This window comes from Novosphingobium beihaiense, assembly GCF_022832375.1.
GTDB classification, from domain to species: Bacteria; Pseudomonadota; Alphaproteobacteria; order Sphingomonadales; family Sphingomonadaceae; genus Novosphingobium; species Novosphingobium beihaiensis.
Map to the genome: position 1 here is coordinate 496,196 of NZ_JALHLG010000005.1, position 16,874 is coordinate 513,069.

The 16,874-nt window shown below is 63.7% G+C and carries 17 protein-coding genes and 1 tRNA gene; 13 read left to right on the forward strand and 5 right to left on the reverse strand.

The window, feature by feature from the left end:
* Positions 1–34: 34 nt before the first annotated feature.
* Both MTR66_RS05980 and MTR66_RS05985 read right to left on the reverse strand, forming a co-directional pair.
* A complete protein-coding gene (locus tag MTR66_RS05980) occupies positions 35–565 on the reverse strand; it encodes an RNA polymerase sigma factor (RefSeq protein WP_327194488.1) in 531 nt (176 codons plus the stop codon).
* A 185-nt stretch (positions 566–750) separates the two neighbouring features.
* Positions 751–1,425: a TetR/AcrR family transcriptional regulator C-terminal domain-containing protein gene (locus MTR66_RS05985; RefSeq protein WP_243918720.1), complete on the reverse strand. Its 675-nt coding sequence runs from the start codon at positions 1,423–1,425 to the stop codon at positions 751–753.
* 126 nt (positions 1,426–1,551) lie between these two features.
* Here MTR66_RS05985 and MTR66_RS05990 point away from each other — a divergent pair, with 126 nt between their 5' ends.
* A complete protein-coding gene (locus MTR66_RS05990; protein WP_243918722.1) occupies positions 1,552–2,907 on the forward strand; it encodes a hypothetical protein in 1,356 nt (451 codons plus the stop codon).
* Complete coding sequence (locus tag MTR66_RS05995) at positions 2,904–4,325, forward strand: acyl-CoA reductase (protein WP_243918724.1); 1,422 nt, start codon at positions 2,904–2,906, stop codon at positions 4,323–4,325. The genes MTR66_RS05990 and MTR66_RS05995 overlap by 4 nt, the downstream gene beginning before the upstream one ends.
* Before the next feature lie 69 nt (positions 4,326–4,394).
* Here the strand turns inward: MTR66_RS05995 and MTR66_RS06000 are convergent.
* A tRNA-Ser gene (locus MTR66_RS06000) sits at positions 4,395–4,484 on the reverse strand.
* A 143-nt stretch (positions 4,485–4,627) separates the two neighbouring features.
* Here MTR66_RS06000 and MTR66_RS06005 point away from each other — a divergent pair.
* The 10 genes from MTR66_RS06005 to MTR66_RS06050 all read left to right on the forward strand — a co-directional run bounded on the left by MTR66_RS06005 (position 4,628) and on the right by MTR66_RS06050 (position 13,623).
* Positions 4,628–5,659, forward strand: a complete 1,032-nt coding sequence (locus MTR66_RS06005) for a lytic murein transglycosylase (protein ID WP_243918725.1) — start codon at positions 4,628–4,630, stop codon at positions 5,657–5,659.
* A complete protein-coding gene (locus MTR66_RS06010) occupies positions 5,643–6,596 on the forward strand; it encodes an SPOR domain-containing protein (protein ID WP_243918726.1) in 954 nt (317 codons plus the stop codon). Before MTR66_RS06005 ends, MTR66_RS06010 begins: the two co-directional genes overlap by 17 nt.
* A gap of 97 nt (positions 6,597–6,693) precedes the next feature.
* Complete coding sequence (locus tag MTR66_RS06015) at positions 6,694–7,818, forward strand: D-alanyl-D-alanine carboxypeptidase family protein (RefSeq protein ID WP_243918727.1); 1,125 nt, start codon at positions 6,694–6,696, stop codon at positions 7,816–7,818.
* Positions 7,815–8,462: a dTMP kinase gene (tmk, locus tag MTR66_RS06020; RefSeq protein ID WP_243918728.1), complete on the forward strand. Its 648-nt coding sequence runs from the start codon at positions 7,815–7,817 to the stop codon at positions 8,460–8,462. Before MTR66_RS06015 ends, tmk begins: the two co-directional genes overlap by 4 nt.
* Entirely contained in the window at positions 8,459–9,433 is a 975-nt protein-coding gene (locus MTR66_RS06025) for a DNA polymerase III subunit delta' (protein WP_243918729.1), read from the forward strand. Before tmk ends, MTR66_RS06025 begins: the two co-directional genes overlap by 4 nt.
* A gap of 29 nt (positions 9,434–9,462) precedes the next feature.
* Entirely contained in the window at positions 9,463–11,022 is a 1,560-nt protein-coding gene (gene metG / locus MTR66_RS06030) for a methionine--tRNA ligase (protein WP_243918731.1), read from the forward strand.
* The gene (locus MTR66_RS06035; RefSeq protein ID WP_243918733.1) at positions 11,022–11,798 is read left to right on the forward strand and encodes a TatD family hydrolase; all 777 of its coding nucleotides are present in this window, start codon (positions 11,022–11,024) and stop codon (positions 11,796–11,798) included. The genes metG and MTR66_RS06035 overlap by 1 nt, the downstream gene beginning before the upstream one ends.
* Positions 11,795–12,574, forward strand: coding sequence for an MBL fold metallo-hydrolase (locus tag MTR66_RS06040; protein WP_243918735.1), 780 nt, complete (start codon positions 11,795–11,797; stop codon positions 12,572–12,574). The genes MTR66_RS06035 and MTR66_RS06040 overlap by 4 nt, the downstream gene beginning before the upstream one ends.
* On the forward strand, positions 12,571–12,750 hold the full coding sequence (locus MTR66_RS06045) for a hypothetical protein (RefSeq protein ID WP_243918736.1): 180 nt from the start codon (positions 12,571–12,573) through the stop codon (positions 12,748–12,750). The genes MTR66_RS06040 and MTR66_RS06045 overlap by 4 nt, the downstream gene beginning before the upstream one ends.
* A gap of 126 nt (positions 12,751–12,876) precedes the next feature.
* Complete coding sequence (locus tag MTR66_RS06050) at positions 12,877–13,623, forward strand: hypothetical protein (RefSeq protein ID WP_243918737.1); 747 nt, start codon at positions 12,877–12,879, stop codon at positions 13,621–13,623.
* A gap of 11 nt (positions 13,624–13,634) precedes the next feature.
* Here MTR66_RS06050 and MTR66_RS06055 read toward each other — a convergent pair whose 3' ends face one another.
* Positions 13,635–14,345: an NYN domain-containing protein gene (locus MTR66_RS06055; protein ID WP_243918738.1), complete on the reverse strand. Its 711-nt coding sequence runs from the start codon at positions 14,343–14,345 to the stop codon at positions 13,635–13,637.
* A gap of 171 nt (positions 14,346–14,516) precedes the next feature.
* Here MTR66_RS06055 and MTR66_RS06060 point away from each other — a divergent pair, with 171 nt between their 5' ends.
* Positions 14,517–15,653, forward strand: a complete 1,137-nt coding sequence (locus MTR66_RS06060; protein ID WP_243918739.1) for an alpha/beta fold hydrolase — start codon at positions 14,517–14,519, stop codon at positions 15,651–15,653.
* Here MTR66_RS06060 and MTR66_RS06065 read toward each other — a convergent pair.
* Entirely contained in the window at positions 15,650–16,810 is a 1,161-nt protein-coding gene (locus MTR66_RS06065; RefSeq protein WP_243918740.1) for a glycosyltransferase family 87 protein, read from the reverse strand. The two genes, MTR66_RS06060 and MTR66_RS06065, sit on opposite strands and share 4 nt — an antisense overlap.
* Positions 16,811–16,874: the final 64 nt, after the last annotated feature.

Sequence of the window (16,874 nt, forward strand, 5' to 3'; positions counted from 1 at the left end):
TTCCCAAACGAGACGGAATCGATTGGCCGCAGCCTCATTGTGCCTCCCCTCCGGCCCGCGCTTTCCACTCCGCCAAAGCGCGATAGGCGGTGCGTAAATCACTTTCCACCGTGCTCAGGCTCACGCCGAGTTCGGCGGCCACGGCCTTTTGCGCGATACCGTCGATCCGGTGGCGGCGAAAGGCCATGGCGACCCGGGGGCCCAGGCCATTGAGCATGGCCAGAACCTGCGCGGCCTCCTGCATGGCGGCCAGCCGCCGTTCCGCCGACGGTTCGGGTGACGTTTCGCTGTCGGCGTCATGAACACCGCTCCAGTCCCGCTCGCGCTTTTCCGCCTGGCGCTGCGAGCGGTACCGGTCGATCATCGCCGCGTTCACCGCGCTGTGCAGATAGGCGAGGGGGGCCGAAACCGGACCGGTGCCGCTGGTGGCAATACGGATCCAGACTTCGTGCAGGATATCCTCGGCGGCATCGCCCGCACCTCTGGCCTGCAGGAAGCGCAAAAGCTGCTGCCGGTGTGCAAGAAAGGCGGCTTCAAGGCCGGAGTTGGGCGGCGGGGCAGACACGGGCGTTCGGATTCATTGCGGTTGTGCCGCTGGTTAGTGCGTTTCGGCGCACAGATAAAGCGAGGACCTCGTTCTGTGTGCAGAGACATGCTCTGCAAGTTCTTCGCGGAGCGCCTTATCAGTGGCCAAACCAAGGGACCTTTTGTTGAGTGAGATCGACTGGTGTTCCGATTGTTCGATCTGCTTCAGCGGAGTTTGGCGCCGTTCAGGAACAGGCGCACCGCAAAACGCACCCTGCGGTCGATATCTTCCGGGGAAAGTTCGTTGCCTGACAGGATGAACCGCACTGGGCCACTCACGACCATGCTCATGAACACGTTGGCGGCGAGAAGCGGGTCGTCGATAGCCAGGCGCATTGCTGCGGTTTCTCCTTCCAGAATGCCGACGAGGAACTGCACGGTCGGCAAGGCGGCGATGTCGTAATAGGTTTGGAAGATGTCCGGAAAACGGTAGGATTCTGTGTTGATCAACCGCTGCAGCTTGGTTCCTTCGGGCGTCGAGACCAGGGCGATACGCAGCTTGGCGATATTGACCAGCGTCTCTTCCAGATTGTCCGCCCGGGTTGCGGCAATGACCTCCGGCGTTGCCGCCAGCCGTTCGGTGCTGCGGCGAATTGCGGCGCGGAAGAGGGCGGTTTTGTCTGCATAGCGGGCATAGACCGTGCGCTTGGTCATGTTCACATTCGCAGCGATCGCCTCAATCGTCGCGGCCTCGAACCCCTTCTCCAGAAAGTGCGACAACGCGCATTCGAGCAAGGCCTCTTGCCGCGCGCGGGCCTGTTCGCGCGTCGGACGTCCGGCACGCGCCGGAGCAGGCGTGGTCTTGGGCGGGGAGGGCTTGCGGTGCGTACGCTCGTGCATGGCCTGACTGATACCGATTTTGCTTGCTCCGCCAATAGAACCACGTTTAATGAAACGAATGAAGTGCTATTAATAGAGTCGCACCGGGCTGTCCAGAACCGCCGGGCTGCGACCGGACAAGGAGAGATGCAGGTGGGCGCAGCAGCCGACAAACTCATGGCCCTTGCGGCCAAGCCCGATCGCTTCACGTTTTCGCATGACGAACTGCGTGAGACACAGGTTGCCGCGCTCGATGAGCGGTTTCAGGAACGCAAGGACCAGATCAAGCTCCTCTCGTTGCGCGCCTGCGATGCCGGGATAACGAAAATCGGGCAGATCGCAGATGTGGTGCCGGTCCTGTTCCCGCACACCGCCTACAAGTCCTACCCGGAAAGCTATCTGATGGACGAGCGCTGGGACCGGCTGACCAAATGGCTCGGAACCATCTCGCCCTATCCGATCGAAGGGGTTTCGCTCGAAAACATCGAGGGTATCGACGACTGGATCGGCCGGCTGGCCGCGAAAGGCCATTTCATTTCCTGTTCCAGCGGCACCACCGGCAAGTCCGCCATGCTGATCGCCTCGCAGAAGGACATGGACTGGTCGAAGATCGACACGGTCAACGTGTTTTCGTGGGGATCGGGAGTGAAGCCAGCGCAGGACCGGCTGATCGTCGGCTGCGCACCGGTGGCGACAGTGCCCAAGAATGCGACGATCGCGCAGGCGCAGTACGAGGCTTTCGCCAATCCGGACTGGCCGCGCTGGACTTATCCGGTGCCGCCGATCACCGTGGGCTCGCTCACGACCATGGTGGTGATGCGCAAGAAGATTGCCGAAGGCACGGCCCGCCCGGATGAAATCGCGGCATTCGAAGAGACTTCGGCGATGCGTGCCAAAGCCATCGAGGATGCCATCCCTGCCACGGCGCAGTTCATCATCGAGAGCCGGCACAGGAAGCTGCAGCTCTCCGGTCTTTGGAGCGGCCTGTGGCAAGTGGCCAAGGCCGTGCGGGATGCCGGTTACGGCCGCGAGGATTTCGACCCTGACAATTCGATCTATGTCGGCGGCGGCCTGAAGCGGGCGCAGCTTCCGGCGGACTATCAGGAATACGTCTTCGAGACGTTCAACATTCCGGCGGACCGGCATTTCCAGAACTATTCGATGCAGGAGCTCAACTCTGGCATGCCCAGGTGCCGCGAGGGCGGCCGTTACCATGTGCCGCCATGGATGGTTCCGGTATTGCTCGACAAATCGGGCGATGCTGCGCTTGATCACACGAACGGAGAGAGGGAAGGCCGTGCGGCGTTCTTCGATCTCTCGCTTGACGGGCGATGGGGCGGCGTGATCACCGGCGACAGGATCTCGCTCGATTTCAGCCCCTGCAAATGCGGCAATCACGGGCCGTCCGTGCGCGACAACATCGTGCGCTACGCCGATCTTGAGGGGGACGACAAGATCGGCTGCGCGGGCACGGTCGATGCCTATGTGCGAGGTGTGGCATGAACGGCCTGACCGGAGCCCGCTCGGCAGAGGAACTCGTCCCGGCCCCGTTCTTCCTTCGCGGGGAAGTGCTGCACGGCACCGATGTGATCCAGACATCGCGCGACCTCGGTGTCACCTTCGCGACGCCGCGCATCCCGTTCGACCGGGCCGTGCCGCCGCGCACCGAAGTGCCGCCGCTGCTCAACGTGCCGCTGGCCGAGATCGTCGATTTCCTTGTCGAGACCGGGCCGCGGCTGGTGGCAAAGGACAACGATCACATGCAGGAGTGCATCGAGCGGATGTGCCGAACGCATATCTTGCCGCGCGCCGTGGTCGAGAACACTGCCCGCCATGCCGCTGCCTATCTGGACAGGCGCACGTTGATGGCGGAAGTCGAACAGAACTTCCCCGATCCCCGGGCGCTGGACACGTGGGTACCCAAACAGGACTATACCGGCCGCAAGAGCTTCGTGCGCGCCTTCGCCCCGCGCCTGATCCATGTGCTGCCGGGAAACTCGCCGGGCGTGGCGGTGAAATCCGTGGCACAGGGATCGATGGTCAAGGCGGTGAACCTGTTCAAGATGAGCAGCGCCGATCCCTTCACCATGGTCGCGATCCTGCGCACCATGGCGGATATCGATCCGCAGCATCCCATCGTGAAATCGATGTCCGCCGTCTATTGGCGCGGCGGCGACGATGCGACCGAGCGGGTGCTCTACCGGCCGCAGTATTTCGACAAGATCGTGGCCTGGGGCGGGGGCGATGCGATCAACAATGTGATCAAGTATCTCGGGCCCGGTTTCCAGCTCGTCTCGTTCGATCCCAAGACCTCGATCTCGATGGTGGGCCGGGAGGCCTTCGCCGATGACGAGACCCTGGACCGCGTCGCGGACTTGTGTTCGGCCGACGTCATGACGCTTAACCAGGAAGCCTGCGTCGCCAGCCGTTACCAGTTCGTGGAAGGTCCGCAGGACGACGTCGACCGCTTCTGCGAGCGCCTGCACTTCCACATCGCCCGCCGGGCCGCCGACAGCGGAGACGCGCGCAAGCTCGACCAGGACATGCGCGAGGCGGTTGAGATGATGATCATGATGGACGATGAGTTCGGCGTCTGGGGACGTACCGACGGCAAGGGGCTGGTTATCCGCTCCAGCGAGCCTGTCGATTTTCACCCTATCAACAAGACGGCCAATGTCGTCCGCGTCGATAGCCTCGACGATGTCGTGAAATGGATCAACGTGGCGACCCAGACAGTGGGCTTCTATCCTTTCGACCGCATGGCCGATTACCGTGACCGGCTAGCCGCAGGCGGCGCGCAGCGGATCGTCCGCCTGGGCGAGGCGGGCCCCTCGACGATCGGCAATCCGCATGATGCCATGTACGCCCTGCATCGCTTTGTGCACTGGATGGCGCATGAAGACGGCACGGCGGAGGTTTAGGGTTCAAGCAGAACGAATGCAGCCGTATCTCTTCCAGCATTTCGCTAAGGATATGAGAAGGTGAGCTGTTGGCGGACAGGGTGGGATTCGAACCCACGGTGAGCGTGAACCCACGGCGGTTTTCAAGACCGCTGCCTTAAACCACTCGGCCACCTGTCCGCTTGCTTTCCGCGCATAGCCCAATGCGGCGCTGGCGCAAGAGGGTCTGGCTCGGTAAATGGCATTGCACGTGCGCCGGACTGTCCACCGGACAGATCGCCAGGCGGTTTGCAAGCCGCTCTGTTTGTGCGAAATTCGGCTCGATGACTTCCCTCTCAAAGTTCAGCCCCCTGCGCATTCCCGCCCTGGCCATTTGTCTTGCCGCCTTGCCTTTGCCCGCGACGCGGGCGGATGCGCAGCAGGAGAGTTTTTCGGCCTATCTTCAAACCGTGGCCGTACACGCGCGGAAGGAGGGGGTGAGCGAATCGACGATCGCCGGAGTCCTGGCCGGGCTGACACCCAACCAGCGGGTGATCGATCTCGACACGTCGCAGCCGGGCAGCCGGGGCGGGCCGCCGCCGATGGCGCCTTACATCGCCCGGCATGTCGGCAGTTCGATCATCAGCCGCGGGCGGGCCCGCTATGCCTCGCTCTCTGCGGTGCTGCCGGGAATCGAGCAGCGCTATGGCGTGCCAGGGCCGATTCTCTTTGCGATCTGGGGGCATGAAACCAACTACGGCGGCTATACCGGCAATTTCGATCTGGCCCGCTCTCTGGCGACGCTGGCCTGGGAAGGGCGCAGGCGCGAGCTGTTCGAGGGCGAACTGGTGGCGCTGATGAAGATGATTGACCGCGGGGTGCCGCGCAGCACGCTCAAGGGCAGCTGGGCCGGAGCTTTCGGCTATCCGCAGTTCCTGCCCAGCGTCTATCTGCGGCTTGCCGTGGATGGGGACGGAAACGGCCGGACCGATATTTTTAGCCCCGTCGATGCGATTGCCTCGATCGCCAATTACTTTCGCGATGCCGGATGGCGGACCGGTGAGCCGTGGGGGGTGAAAGCCTCCGTTCCTGCCGGGTTCGACGTTGGTGCTTATGCCACCAAGCTTGCCGCCCCCAGCTGCGAAAAAGTGCATGCGCGCCATTCGCAATGGAAGACCGTGTCCGAATGGCGTGCATTGGGCGTATCGCCGCGCGGGGCCATCGGCAACGATGTGCTGACATCGCTGTTCCAGCCGGACGGGCCAGGCACGCCCGCCTATCTGTTAACCGGGAATTATCGGGTTATCCTTCAGTACAATTGCTCGAATTACTACGCCATGTCCGTGGGATTGCTTGCTGATGAGATTGCCCGTTAACCACATTCTGCCGTTCGCGGCCCTGATCCTGCTCGGCGCGGGCACCGCGGGAGCAAAGGATCGTCACGACGGGCCGCCCGCGCCGGTTACCGGCCCCGCTGCCGACTATCCGGTGGTGGTGGGCAAACCCTTCACGATCGGTGACACGGTATGGACCCCGTCCGATCAGCTCAATTACGATGCGGTGGGATATGCCTCGGTAGGGGGCGAGGGCCTTGCTGGCGTGACCGGCGCGCATAAGACCTTGCCCTTGCCCAGCTATGTCGAAGTGACTTCGCTGGCGAGCGGGAAGACCATTCTCCTGCGGCTTGAGCGGCGCGGGCCGATGGTCAACGATGTGCTGATCGAACTTTCGCCGATGGCAGCGGAGCAGCTGGGCATCGTGCCGGGCAGTCATGCGCCGGTCCGGGTGCGGCGGGTCAATCCGCCCGAGCAGGAACGCGCCATGTTGCGCAGCGGCGGGCGGGCGCCCGAACGGATGGCCACCCCCGAGGGGTTGCTCAAAGTGCTGCGCCGCAAGCTCACCGATAGGGCTCCGCTGTTGCCGCCGCCTTCGGCGCCTTCGGTCATGCCTGCGGCGGCGGGGAAGACGGCTATCTCACCCGTTCCGGCCAAGCTGCCTGTAAAGCCGGACGTTGTAAAAACAGACGCCGTAAAGCCGGCCGCGGTGAAGTCAGTCACTCCGGCCCCGGTTCCGGCGCCGGCGGTAACCGGCAAACCGGCCGCCGAGGGCGCGTTTGTGGTGCAGGCGGCGGCTTTTTCGATCGAAGCAAATGCGCGGAAGGCCGCGAAACAGCTCGGTGCCGATGTCACGCATACCGGCAAGTACTGGATGGTGCGCCTGGGGCCGTTCGCAAACCGTGCACAAGCCGCGCCAGCGCTGGAGAAAGCCAGGCACGCTGGCTATAAGGATGCTCGAATCCAGTCAGCGGATTGACCGGAACCACCGGCTCCGCGCGCATATGGCGCCCTTGCGGGCCTGCGGGAGAAGTCGGGTCTTGAAGTCTATCGTTTCGTTCGGGCTTGCGGCCGCCATGACCGCAAGCGCCGCGCACAGTGCCGCTCCTGCACCTCCGGCGGAATTGGCTCCGATTCCGGTAAGCCTGCTGGCCGATCTCGGTTCGGGTCAGATACTGGAACAGCGCCATCCGGATACGCCGTTTTTGCCCGCCTCGGTCACCAAGGTGATGACAGCTTATGTTGCCTTCGAGGAAATCGGCGCCGGGCGGCTGCCGCTGGACAGGGTCTTCGTGGAGCGCCCCGAAACCGAGAAGGAATGGTTCGCCAAGGGCTCCAACATGTACCTGACCGTGCATGACCGCCCGACCACGCGCGATCTGCTCCACGGCATCATGACCCAGTCCGCAAACGATGCCTGCGTGGTTCTTGCGGAAGGTTATGCAGGCAGCGTGCAGGCCTGGACTGCGAAAATGAACGATGCCGCGCGGCGTCTGGGCATGACGGGCAGTCATTACCACACGCCGAACGGCTGGATGGACGAAGGGCACACGTATGTGACCGCCCGCGACATGGTGAAGCTCGCCGATGCCATGATAACGCGTCATCCGGCGTTGTACCGCGAATTTTCGGGAAAGAAGCGCTGGTACTGGCATGGCCAGGCCGGTGATGTCGCCATGTTCAGCCACGATCCGACGGTGGGCGTCGTGCCGGGCGCGGACGGTATCAAGACGGGCTATACCCGCGAGGCGGGCTACAATTTCGTCGGCACGGCGCAGAGGGAAGGGCGCAGGCTGGTGATGGTCCTGGCCGGGTCTCCCACCGGGCGCGTGCGCGATGCGGCCGCGCGGGCATTGCTGGAATGGGGCTTTTCCGCCTGGGATGCACGCCACCTGTTCGATCAGGGGCAGCCGGTTACCCGTGCCAAAGTGCAGGGCGGTGCGGACCTCAGCGTTCCGCTGGTCGCCAAGCGTGAAGTGCACGCAGCGCTTCCCAAAGGCAGCAAGGCCAGGATCACGCTATCCGTCCGTTACCGGGGGCCGTTGCAAGCGCCGGTGCGCAAGGGAGAGCGGGTTGGGGATCTTGAGATCCAGGTTCAGGGGCTCGCGCCCGGCCATGTGCCGCTTTATGCCGGGCACGATGTTGCCAAGGCCGGCCCGCTGGACAGGCTGCGCAACGGCCTTATCAACCTGTTCTCATGACGAGCGGGCGATTCATAGCACTCGAAGGCGGCGAAGGGGCGGGTAAGTCTACGCAGGCCCGCCTGCTTGCCGATGCCTTGCGCGCACGCGGTATCGACGCCGTCGTCACGCGGGAGCCGGGCGGCACGCCGGGCGCCGAAGCGATCCGCAAGCTTCTGCTCGAAGGGGCGCCCGGCGATGGCGGAGCGGGCTGGAATCCCCGGGCCGAAGCGCTGCTGTTCGCCGCGGCCCGTTCCGACCATGTCGAGCAGTTGATTCGCCCGGCCATGGCGCGGGGCGCCTGGGTGGTGTGTGACCGGTTTCTCGATTCGAGCCGCGCCTATCAGGGCGGCGGCGGCGGCCTGTCCGATGCGGATATCCTGACGCTACACGCCATCGGCAGCCGGGGGTTTCTGCCCGATCTGACACTGCTGATCGAAGTCGCCCCCGCAATCGCGGCCGAGCGGCTGGCGCTGCGTGATACCGATGGCACGGACCGGATCGGCGGGCGGGACACGGCCTATCATGAACGGGTGGCCAAAGCCTTCTCCACTTTCGCGGATAACGAACCGCACCGGTTTGCCCGCGTGGACGGCAACGGCACGCCTGATGAAACGCACGCCCGCGTTCTTGCCGCGCTTGCCCCTTTGCTAGGCCCGGCATGAACGGCGTGACGCCTTGCATCGGACAGGATGCCGCCTGGCAGGAATGGCTCTCGGCCATGGACTCCGAGCGCATGCATCACGCCTGGCTGCTTTCTGGCGCGAAAGGCCTGGGCAAGCGGGCCTTTGCCCGCGCCGCCGCCGCCGAACTGGTTCGCGAGGCGGGAAGCATACAGCCCGATCCAACATCGCACCCGGATATCTATATCCTGGAGCATCTGCCAGCGAACGACGACGAGGCCAAGAAAAAGGCCGACGGTAAGCCTTACCAGACCAAGCGCAACATCACGATCGACCAGATCCGCCAGATGCAGCACAAGCTCACCACGCGTCCGACGCTGGGCAGCCGCCGCGCGATCATCATCGATCCGGCGGACGATCTGGAAAAGAACGCGGTCAACGCGTTGCTCAAGAGCCTGGAAGAACCGCCGGTGGGCACGTATTTCCTGCTTGTTACGCATCAGCCCGGCCGCCTGCTGCCCACGGTGCGCTCGCGCTGCCGCGTCTTGCGCTTCGCGGCGCTGGGAGCAGACGAACTCGACGCGGCGATCCGGCGGGACATGCCGGAAGCCGATGCCGATGCCCGCGCGGCCGCCATCGCAGCTTCTCGCGGATCGCCCGGCGTGGCGCTCAGTTTTGTCGAGCACGATCTGGGCGGCATTCACCGGCTGATGATGCAGATCCTGCAGCAGGGCGATCCCGACTTTCACTTGCGCGGAGCCTTGGCCGGGGAAATGGGCGCCCGGCCGAAGCGGGACCGCCAGCTTGCCGCCCTGGAACTGGCCCGCAGCGTGCTCGTGGCCGAATTGCCCGATGCCCCGCGTGCCCGTCAGATGAAGATTATCGAGGCGCACAGCACGCTGACCACGCTCAGCATGCAGGCCCCGGTCTACAATTTCGATGCCGGGCTCCTCATAATGGAAATTGGCGGGTTGCTGGCCTCGGCGGCGATGCCTAGAGAGACGGCTCGCTAGACACACCTGAAGAGAAAGTGCGACCGCCGATGGGCGAGCCCTATTACATCACGACCGCGATCAGCTATCCCAACGGTAAGCCGCATATCGGCCATGCTTACGAGGCGATCGCCGCAGACGTCATTGCCCGCCACCGAAAGGCCGAAGGCTTCGACGTGCGCTTCCAGACCGGCACTGACGAGCACGGCCTCAAGATGGCGCAGAAGGCGCGCGATCTGGGCATGACGCCGATCGAGCTGGCGACCGAGATGTCGGGCTATTTCCGCGACATGTGCGATGCTCTGAACGTCGGTTACGATGTCTTCATCCGCACCACCGAACCGCGCCACCATGCCGCCACGCAGGAACTGTGGCGCCGCATGGAAGCCAATGGCGATCTCTATCTGGACCGCTACGAAGGCTGGTACTCGGTGCGCGACGAGGCCTATTACGACGAAAGCGAACTGGTCGCAGGCGAGGGGGGCGAGAAGCTTTCCCCGCAGGGCACGCCGGTGGAATGGACGGTCGAGGAATCGTGGTTCTTCCGCCTGTCGAAGTATCAGGACCGGCTGCTGGAGCTTTATGGGGCCAGCGAGTTCATCCGCCCGGAAACCCGCCGCAACGAGATCACCAGGTTCGTGGAAGGCGGCCTGCGCGACCTCTCCGTATCGCGCACCAGCTTCGACTGGGGCATCAAGGTGCCCGGCAGCGACAATCATGTGATGTACGTGTGGGTCGATGCGCTCACAAACTACATCACCGGCCTCGGCTTTCCGGACGAGGAGGGCGATTACGCCAAGTTCTGGCCTGCCGACCTGCACCTGATCGGCAAGGATATCGTGCGTTTCCACACGGTGTACTGGCCTGCCTTCCTGATGAGCGCCGGTCTGCCGCTTCCCAAGCAGGTGTTCGGCCATGGCTTCCTGCTCAATCGCGGGCAGAAAGAGTCGAAATCGCTGGGCAATGTCACCGATCCCGTGGCGCTCTCGCAGCTCTACGGTGTAGACGCCCTGCGCTATTTCTTCCTGCGCGAAGTCGCTTTCGGGCAGGACGGTTCGTGGTCGCACGAGGCCATCGTCACCCGCTGCAATGCCGAACTGGCCAACAGCTTCGGCAATCTGGCGCAGCGCACGCTGTCGATGATCTTCAAGAACATGGGCGGCGTGCTGAAGCCCGGCCTGCCTGCCGCCGAAGCCGATGTGGCGCTGTCCGACGCCGTGGCGCTGGGCATTGCCGGGCTGCGCCGTGCGTTCATGGATCTCGATTTCTCGGCCGGTCTGGAAAGCTGGATGCGTGCGGTCTTCGCCTGCAATCAGTATGTCGACGAACAGGCGCCCTGGACGCTGCGCAAGACCGATCCGGAACGCATGGAAGCCGTGCTGATGATGCTGCTGCGCTGCGTGCGCAGCCTTGCCATTGCCGTGCGGCCCGTGGTTCCCACCGCGATCGACAAGCTGCTCGATCAGATGGGCGTCACCGCCGATGCGCGCGACTATGCCGCGCTCACCGATGCGGACTGGCTCGAAACGCTGGCGGCGAGCGACTTCGCGCTCTCGCAGCCTGCGGGCGTGTTCCCGCGTCTGGAGCTCCCGGCGGACGAGCCTGCCTGATGCTGATCGATTCGCATTGCCATCTCGAATACGAAGGCCTTGTCGAGGACCAGCAGGCGGTTCTCGACCGCGCGCGCGAGGCGGGGATCGGGGGCTTCCTCAATATCTCCACCCGCCAGCGCGAGTGGGACAAAGTGGTGGGCACGGCCGCGCGCGAAGCCGATGTCTGGGCATCGGTCGGCATTCATCCGCACGAGGCGGACCAGCATGCCGATCTGGGCGAGGGGGCTCTGCTCGAAGCCACGGCCCATCCCAAAGTGATCGGCATCGGCGAAACCGGGCTCGATTACTATTACGACAAGTCCGACCGCGCGGTGCAGCAGGCGCTGTTCCGTACGCACATCGCGGTTTCGCGCCAGACCGGCCTGCCGCTGATCATCCACACCCGCGATGCCGAAGAGGACACCGCGCGCATCCTGACCGAGGAAATGGAGAAGGGGGCTTTCCCCGCCCTCATCCACTGTTTCACGGCGAGTGCCGGGTTCGGCCGCACGATGCTCGATCTGGGCCTCACGATTTCGCTTTCCGGGATCGTGACGTTCAAGAACGCGGCGGACGTGCAGGCCGTGGCGGCCGAAATTCCCGAAGACAGGTTACTTGTCGAAACCGACTCTCCGTTCCTCGCCCCGGTGCCGCATCGCGGCCGCAAGTGCGAACCGGCCTTCACCGCCGATACCGCGCGCTTCGTGGCTGGCCTTCGCGGGGTGACGCCCGAACATCTGGCGGACGTGACGACGCGCAATTTCTTCGCGCTGTTCCGGAAAGCCGCGGCGTGAAAGTGACAATTCTCGGCAGCGGCACCTCCACCGGCGTTCCGCGCCTGGGCGGCGAACACGGCGCCGACTGGGGCAAATGCGATCCGCTGGAGCCGAAAAACCGCCGCACGCGTGTCTCGATCCTGCTGGAAAGCGACGCGGGCAGCCGTATCCTCGTCGATACGCCGACCGATCTGCGCGCGCAGCTTCTCGCTAACGAAATTCACCGGCTCGATGCCGTGTTCTGGACGCACGATCACGCCGATCATTGCCACGGCATCGATGACTTGCGCCCGCTGCGCTATGGCCGTGCGGGGCCGATCCCGGGCTATGCCGCCTCCGAAACCGTGCGGCGGCTGCGCCAGCGTTTCGGCTATGTCTTTGCCGGGCAGGAAGGCTATCCGACGATCGCGACGATCGACAATCTCGATACCTTGCGCCTGTGCGAAGGCTTCCGGGTGGATCACGTCCAGATGCCGCACGGCCCGGCGCAATCGACCGGATACCGGTTCGATTGTGACGGAAAATCCATAAGTTACGCGACGGACTTCAGTGAGATTACCGGCGGCATGGTCGATACGTTCTACGGAACGGACGTGCTCGTGGTCGATTGCCTGCGCCGCGAACCGCATCCTACGCATGCGCATCTGGGCATGGCGCTGGAACTTGCCGATGCGGTGCGGGTTAAAACAATCGTGCTGACACATCTCGACAAGAGCATGGACTACGCCGCGCTGAGCCGCGAAGTGCCCGACCATGTGCACGTAGCGTTCGACGGTCTGGTGATCGAAGCATGACGGGCACGATCGTTTCCATCATCGCCGTGATCGCATGCCTGATCCTGGCCACGCGCGGCGCGCCGTTCCGCGATCTCGGCACGAACAAGACGATCCAGTATGCGGCGATCTGGGGCGCGATCATCATTGGGCTCGTTCTGGTGATCCAGCTCACCGGTTTCCGCATCGAACAATAGGTGGCCCGCGGTTCCGGGGGGCTTTTCAATCATCTATGATTTTACATAATATATATTATCAATCTCAATGCCGTTGCTGGGAGGTGCCCTGTTGCCGCCCGAGCCCCTCCATGTAAGGTGTCCGGCATGAAACGTTGCTTTGCCATTGTTGTTCTCTGCGCCGCCATGATGCTGGCGCCGGTCGTGCCGGCTGAGGCCAATCCCGACGAGATACCGTATCTTTGTGGACCGGAGGATCTGCCGGAACCCGGCAGCGCGGTCACGCTGCACCCCGTTCCCGGAACTTACGAGTGCAGCGCCGAAGGCATTACAATCCGCCTTCGCCTCGATGCCGATGGACACTTTGTCCAGAGTGCGGTCTCGCACGATCCGGAGTTTGACGGTCCCGACGGAAACTTTCTGGACGGGATGAACCTGTCGGGCCGCTGGGAGGCCGAAGGCGAGTATTTGCGTCTGTTCAGGCGCCCGTCCCGGCCACCCCGGCTGACGCTCGCCTCGGCCACGCGCGATCCTTCGGTGCATTGGCGGATCGAGATCCGAACGCCCGATGGAGAACCTGCGCGCGGGCTCTATGTTGGACTGGGTGAAGAGGCCAATCCCAGAGCATCGCTTGATGACGGAGTTCAGCTCGAAGAGGCCGGGTACGACTGGTCTCCGGGGCTTCGCTCCATAGTGCGGGAAGGAGACGATCTTCGGCTCGGGTCTTTTAGCGCGACGGACAATGGTCCCAACAGTTTCCGTTATGTCTACCATCCCAGCGAGGTGGAGCCTTTTGAAATCTATGGCGAGATTTCGGGCGTTTCCGGCCAGTGGGTCATCGTTCCGCTAGGTATCAGCGGTGCGGTTCTACGGCGGACCGGGCCGGAGAAATAACGGGCCGGTTTTCAGCGCAACCGTTTGACGAACAATCCACTTTCCCGCTTCTCGGTGGCAAAGTTGGGCAAGGACTGCACCAGTTCGGACAAGCGCGTAAAGCCGTAGCTGCGCGCGTCGAAGCTGGAGCGGTTCGCCACGCGCTGTCCCACTTCCGACAGACTGGCGAAACCATCTTCGTCCCGCGTACTGGCTTTCCAGGCATCACCCAGCAGCTTGATGAGTTCGTCATCCACGGCAAATGTGGACGGAACCTCTCCCCCCTGCTCTTCACGGCTTTCCCCGGCGGCAAGCGCGTCGAGATCGATGAAGCGCGTGCAGGCCTCGCGGAACGCCTCAGGCGTACGGCGGGTGCCGAAACCATAGACCGGCGTACCGTTCTGGCGGATGCGGATCGCCAGCGGCATGAAATCGCTGTCGCTCGACATGATACCGAAGCCGTCGACATGCCCGCCGTAGAGCAAATCCATGGCATCGATCGTCATCTTCATGTCGGTGGCGTTCTTGCCCTTGGTGAGATCGAACTGCTGCTGCGGTTCCAGCGCGTGGCGGTGGACCAGCGCGGCCCAGCCTTTCAGCGCCTGCCTGCTCCAGTTGCCGTAGATGCGCCGCACGTTGACAGTGCCGAGATCGCCCAGGATCGTGAGCGCCGCGTCCAGCGTGGATGGTGAGGCATTGTCCGCGTCGATCAGCAGGGCAATGTTGCGCTTGGGGCTGGCCATGGTCTCTCCCTTTTGGGTGATTCTGGAAGGATTTCGCCAGAGACCAATACGCGTAAGCCCCTGAGGTTGCACTTGCCATGGCGCAATTTCACTTCGGCGTTGTCACAATCCCGTGATACGAGCCGTGACGGTATCCCAGTAACAGGCCAGTAACAGGAAACGGGTGTCGTCATGAACAGGATCGGATGGCTGTTGCTTCCCCTCCTCTGCCTGCTGGGCGGATGCGGCGGGTTGAAGTTGCCGAACCCGCAGCTCTACGCCGAGGCGTGTCCGCCGGTCCGGAATGGCGGGCCCGAAATGGCCGGAGACAACCTGTTCTTCGTCTCCATGGCCTTGCGCGATTGCCGCAAGGGCGTGCTCGACTATGCCGGATTTCGTGAGCGGGACACCACCTATGGGCAGGCCGTTCATCAGGCGCCCCTCACCCGCGGCGCGCGCGAATTCGCGACCGGGCAGTTCACCCACGCGGCCTGGCTGGACTTGCTGAGCAAGCGGGTGAACGCCCCCGGCAACGGCGGGCGCCTGCTGGTGTTCATTCATGGCTACAACAACGATTTTGACGAAGCGCTGGATGCGGCGTGGAAAGTCTCGCGGCTTTACTATGCCGGTGTCCCCGCCGTGGTTCTGCGCTGGCCATCGCGCGCGAAAGTCCAGGGATACGTCGCGGACGAGGATAGTGTGGTCTGGGCTCAGGCCGAAATGAACCGCACGCTGACGGAACTGGCCAGCATCAGTCCCCAGGTCACGGTCGTCGCCCACAGCATGGGCAGCCGCGCTGCAATAGCCGGAATCGAGCACCTCAACCAGGCGTTCCCGGGGCTGGCCGGTCATGTGCGCCGGGTGGTCCTGGCCTCCCCCGATTTCGACCGGGACACGGCAATGCGCGAAGGCGGCGCGCTGGACCGCTTGCTCGCGTTCGACCGCAAGGTTGTGATCTACGCCTCACGCAAGGACGATCCGCTGAAACTGTCACGCGTGGCGCATGGCTATGCCCGCCTTGGCAGCAGCAACTGCACCTATGACGTGAGCTATGCCCGCCAGCAGCTTGGCGATGATGGCTGGTGCCACCTCACCCGGCCGAACCCGGATCTGGCCATAGTGGAAACCTCGCTGGCGGCTTCCGACGGGCTGCGGCATTCGGACTACATCGATTCCTGCGCCGTGCGGGTTGATCTCGCGGCGTTTCTGCGTGGCGAAGATCCCGGGAAATTCCGCCGTAAGCTTACCGGCGAAAACGGGACAGTGGGATACCAGATCGATCCGGATCTTGTTGCGGCATCGGGCCTTTGCCCGGACGGCGGTGATTAGGCCGTCCGGCGCACGCGGCGAACCACGAGGGCAAAGAGCAAAGCCACAACCAGCGGCATGAACGGCATGCCGGTGTTCAGTGCGACGGGACGCGCGAGCGCAGGGGCAACGAAAGCCGTCAGAATGCCCAGCTTTTCCCAATCGAGAAAGCCGCGACGCAGCCCTTCCCCCACCAGCCAGAGTAGAGGGAACGCCAGCAGCACCAGATCGTAATCGAGCGCGAAGGGCGTCACCAGCAGAGCGCCGGTGAGCGTTGCAGCGCCAAGGCCCGGCGACCATTTGCGTCCACGGCACAAGACGCCAATGCACAAGGCGGTGCCCAAGGCCGCGATCGCCTGCAAGGCATAGGCCGCTGCCACCGGCGCACCGAGCAGCCGGGCGGCGGCAAACAGGCTCACCATCTTGCCGAACGGCACACTGCCCGCTTCCATCGCAGCCTGCGCCCGGGCGCTGGCGGCGAGCCATCCGCTCCATATTCCGCCGCCGAATATGAGCACGGACAGACCGGCCAGCAGCAACGCGGTGAGTGCTGCCACGATGAATACTTTCCACTCGCGCGTAAGCAGAAGCGCCAGTGGTATAAGCGGCCCGAACTGAGGCTTGATCGTGGCAAGGCCGAACAGAACTCCAGCCAGCACCGGGCGCTTCCCGGCCAGCAAGACCCCGAGCCCGAGCAGTCCGGCAATGAGAAACGATGTCTGCCCGTGATCGATGACAATCGGCACGGCGGGATAGGCCAGGAACAGCAGCCATAGCGGCATGCCGGTCCCTGCCCTTTGCCACCATGGCCGCACTGCGATCAGATAGGCTGTTCCGGTCGCCAGCAGCCAGGCGGCGAGCGCCGGGAAATAGCCCAGCCATCCCAGCGGCCAGCACAGCGGCAGAAAGGAAGGGGGATAAAAGAACGCGGTGTAGCCGTCTGCCGAAGCGAAATATTGCCGCTGTGCGGCGATATGGGCGGCGCCGTCGTAAACGTTCGCCCCCTGATGCAGCATCTGCCCGCTGGTCCAGAAACTGATGAAGTCCGAGCCGAGCAGGAAACCGTTGCGGTCCACGCCCCCGTGGGAAGCCGCCACCAGAAAGACCAGCATGGCGCTGTTCAGCAGCGCCAGCAGCCACAGGTAGCCTGTGGCCCGGTCCCGCCCCAGCCAGTCCATTCGTTTTAAATAAGCCCCCATGCGGGCAGCTTGTGCAACGCCCCGGCGGGGTTGTCCATGGCGC

What these genes read in the sequence shown, in the direction of transcription:
- MTR66_RS05985 (WP_243918720.1), bottom strand. Translation starts at nt 1,425, where the DNA reads ATGCACGAGCGTACGCACCGCAAGCCCTCCCCGCCCAAGACCACGCCT.
- MTR66_RS05990 (WP_243918722.1), top strand. Translation starts at nt 1,552, where the DNA reads ATGCAGGTGGGCGCAGCAGCCGACAAACTCATGGCCCTTGCGGCCAAG.
- MTR66_RS05995 (WP_243918724.1), top strand. Translation starts at nt 2,904, where the DNA reads ATGAACGGCCTGACCGGAGCCCGCTCGGCAGAGGAACTCGTCCCGGCC.
- MTR66_RS06005 (WP_243918725.1), top strand. Translation starts at nt 4,628, where the DNA reads ATGACTTCCCTCTCAAAGTTCAGCCCCCTGCGCATTCCCGCCCTGGCC.
- MTR66_RS06010 (WP_243918726.1), top strand. Translation starts at nt 5,643, where the DNA reads ATGAGATTGCCCGTTAACCACATTCTGCCGTTCGCGGCCCTGATCCTG.
- MTR66_RS06015 (WP_243918727.1), top strand. Translation starts at nt 6,694, where the DNA reads ATGACCGCAAGCGCCGCGCACAGTGCCGCTCCTGCACCTCCGGCGGAA.
- tmk (WP_243918728.1), top strand. Translation starts at nt 7,815, where the DNA reads ATGACGAGCGGGCGATTCATAGCACTCGAAGGCGGCGAAGGGGCGGGT.
- MTR66_RS06025 (WP_243918729.1), top strand. Translation starts at nt 8,459, where the DNA reads ATGAACGGCGTGACGCCTTGCATCGGACAGGATGCCGCCTGGCAGGAA.
- metG (WP_243918731.1), top strand. Translation starts at nt 9,463, where the DNA reads ATGGGCGAGCCCTATTACATCACGACCGCGATCAGCTATCCCAACGGT.
- MTR66_RS06035 (WP_243918733.1), top strand. Translation starts at nt 11,022, where the DNA reads ATGCTGATCGATTCGCATTGCCATCTCGAATACGAAGGCCTTGTCGAG.
- MTR66_RS06045 (WP_243918736.1), top strand. Translation starts at nt 12,571, where the DNA reads ATGACGGGCACGATCGTTTCCATCATCGCCGTGATCGCATGCCTGATC.
- MTR66_RS06050 (WP_243918737.1), top strand. Translation starts at nt 12,877, where the DNA reads ATGAAACGTTGCTTTGCCATTGTTGTTCTCTGCGCCGCCATGATGCTG.
- MTR66_RS06055 (WP_243918738.1), bottom strand. Translation starts at nt 14,345, where the DNA reads ATGGCCAGCCCCAAGCGCAACATTGCCCTGCTGATCGACGCGGACAAT.
- MTR66_RS06060 (WP_243918739.1), top strand. Translation starts at nt 14,517, where the DNA reads ATGAACAGGATCGGATGGCTGTTGCTTCCCCTCCTCTGCCTGCTGGGC.
- MTR66_RS06065 (WP_243918740.1), bottom strand. Translation starts at nt 16,810, where the DNA reads ATGGACTGGCTGGGGCGGGACCGGGCCACAGGCTACCTGTGGCTGCTG.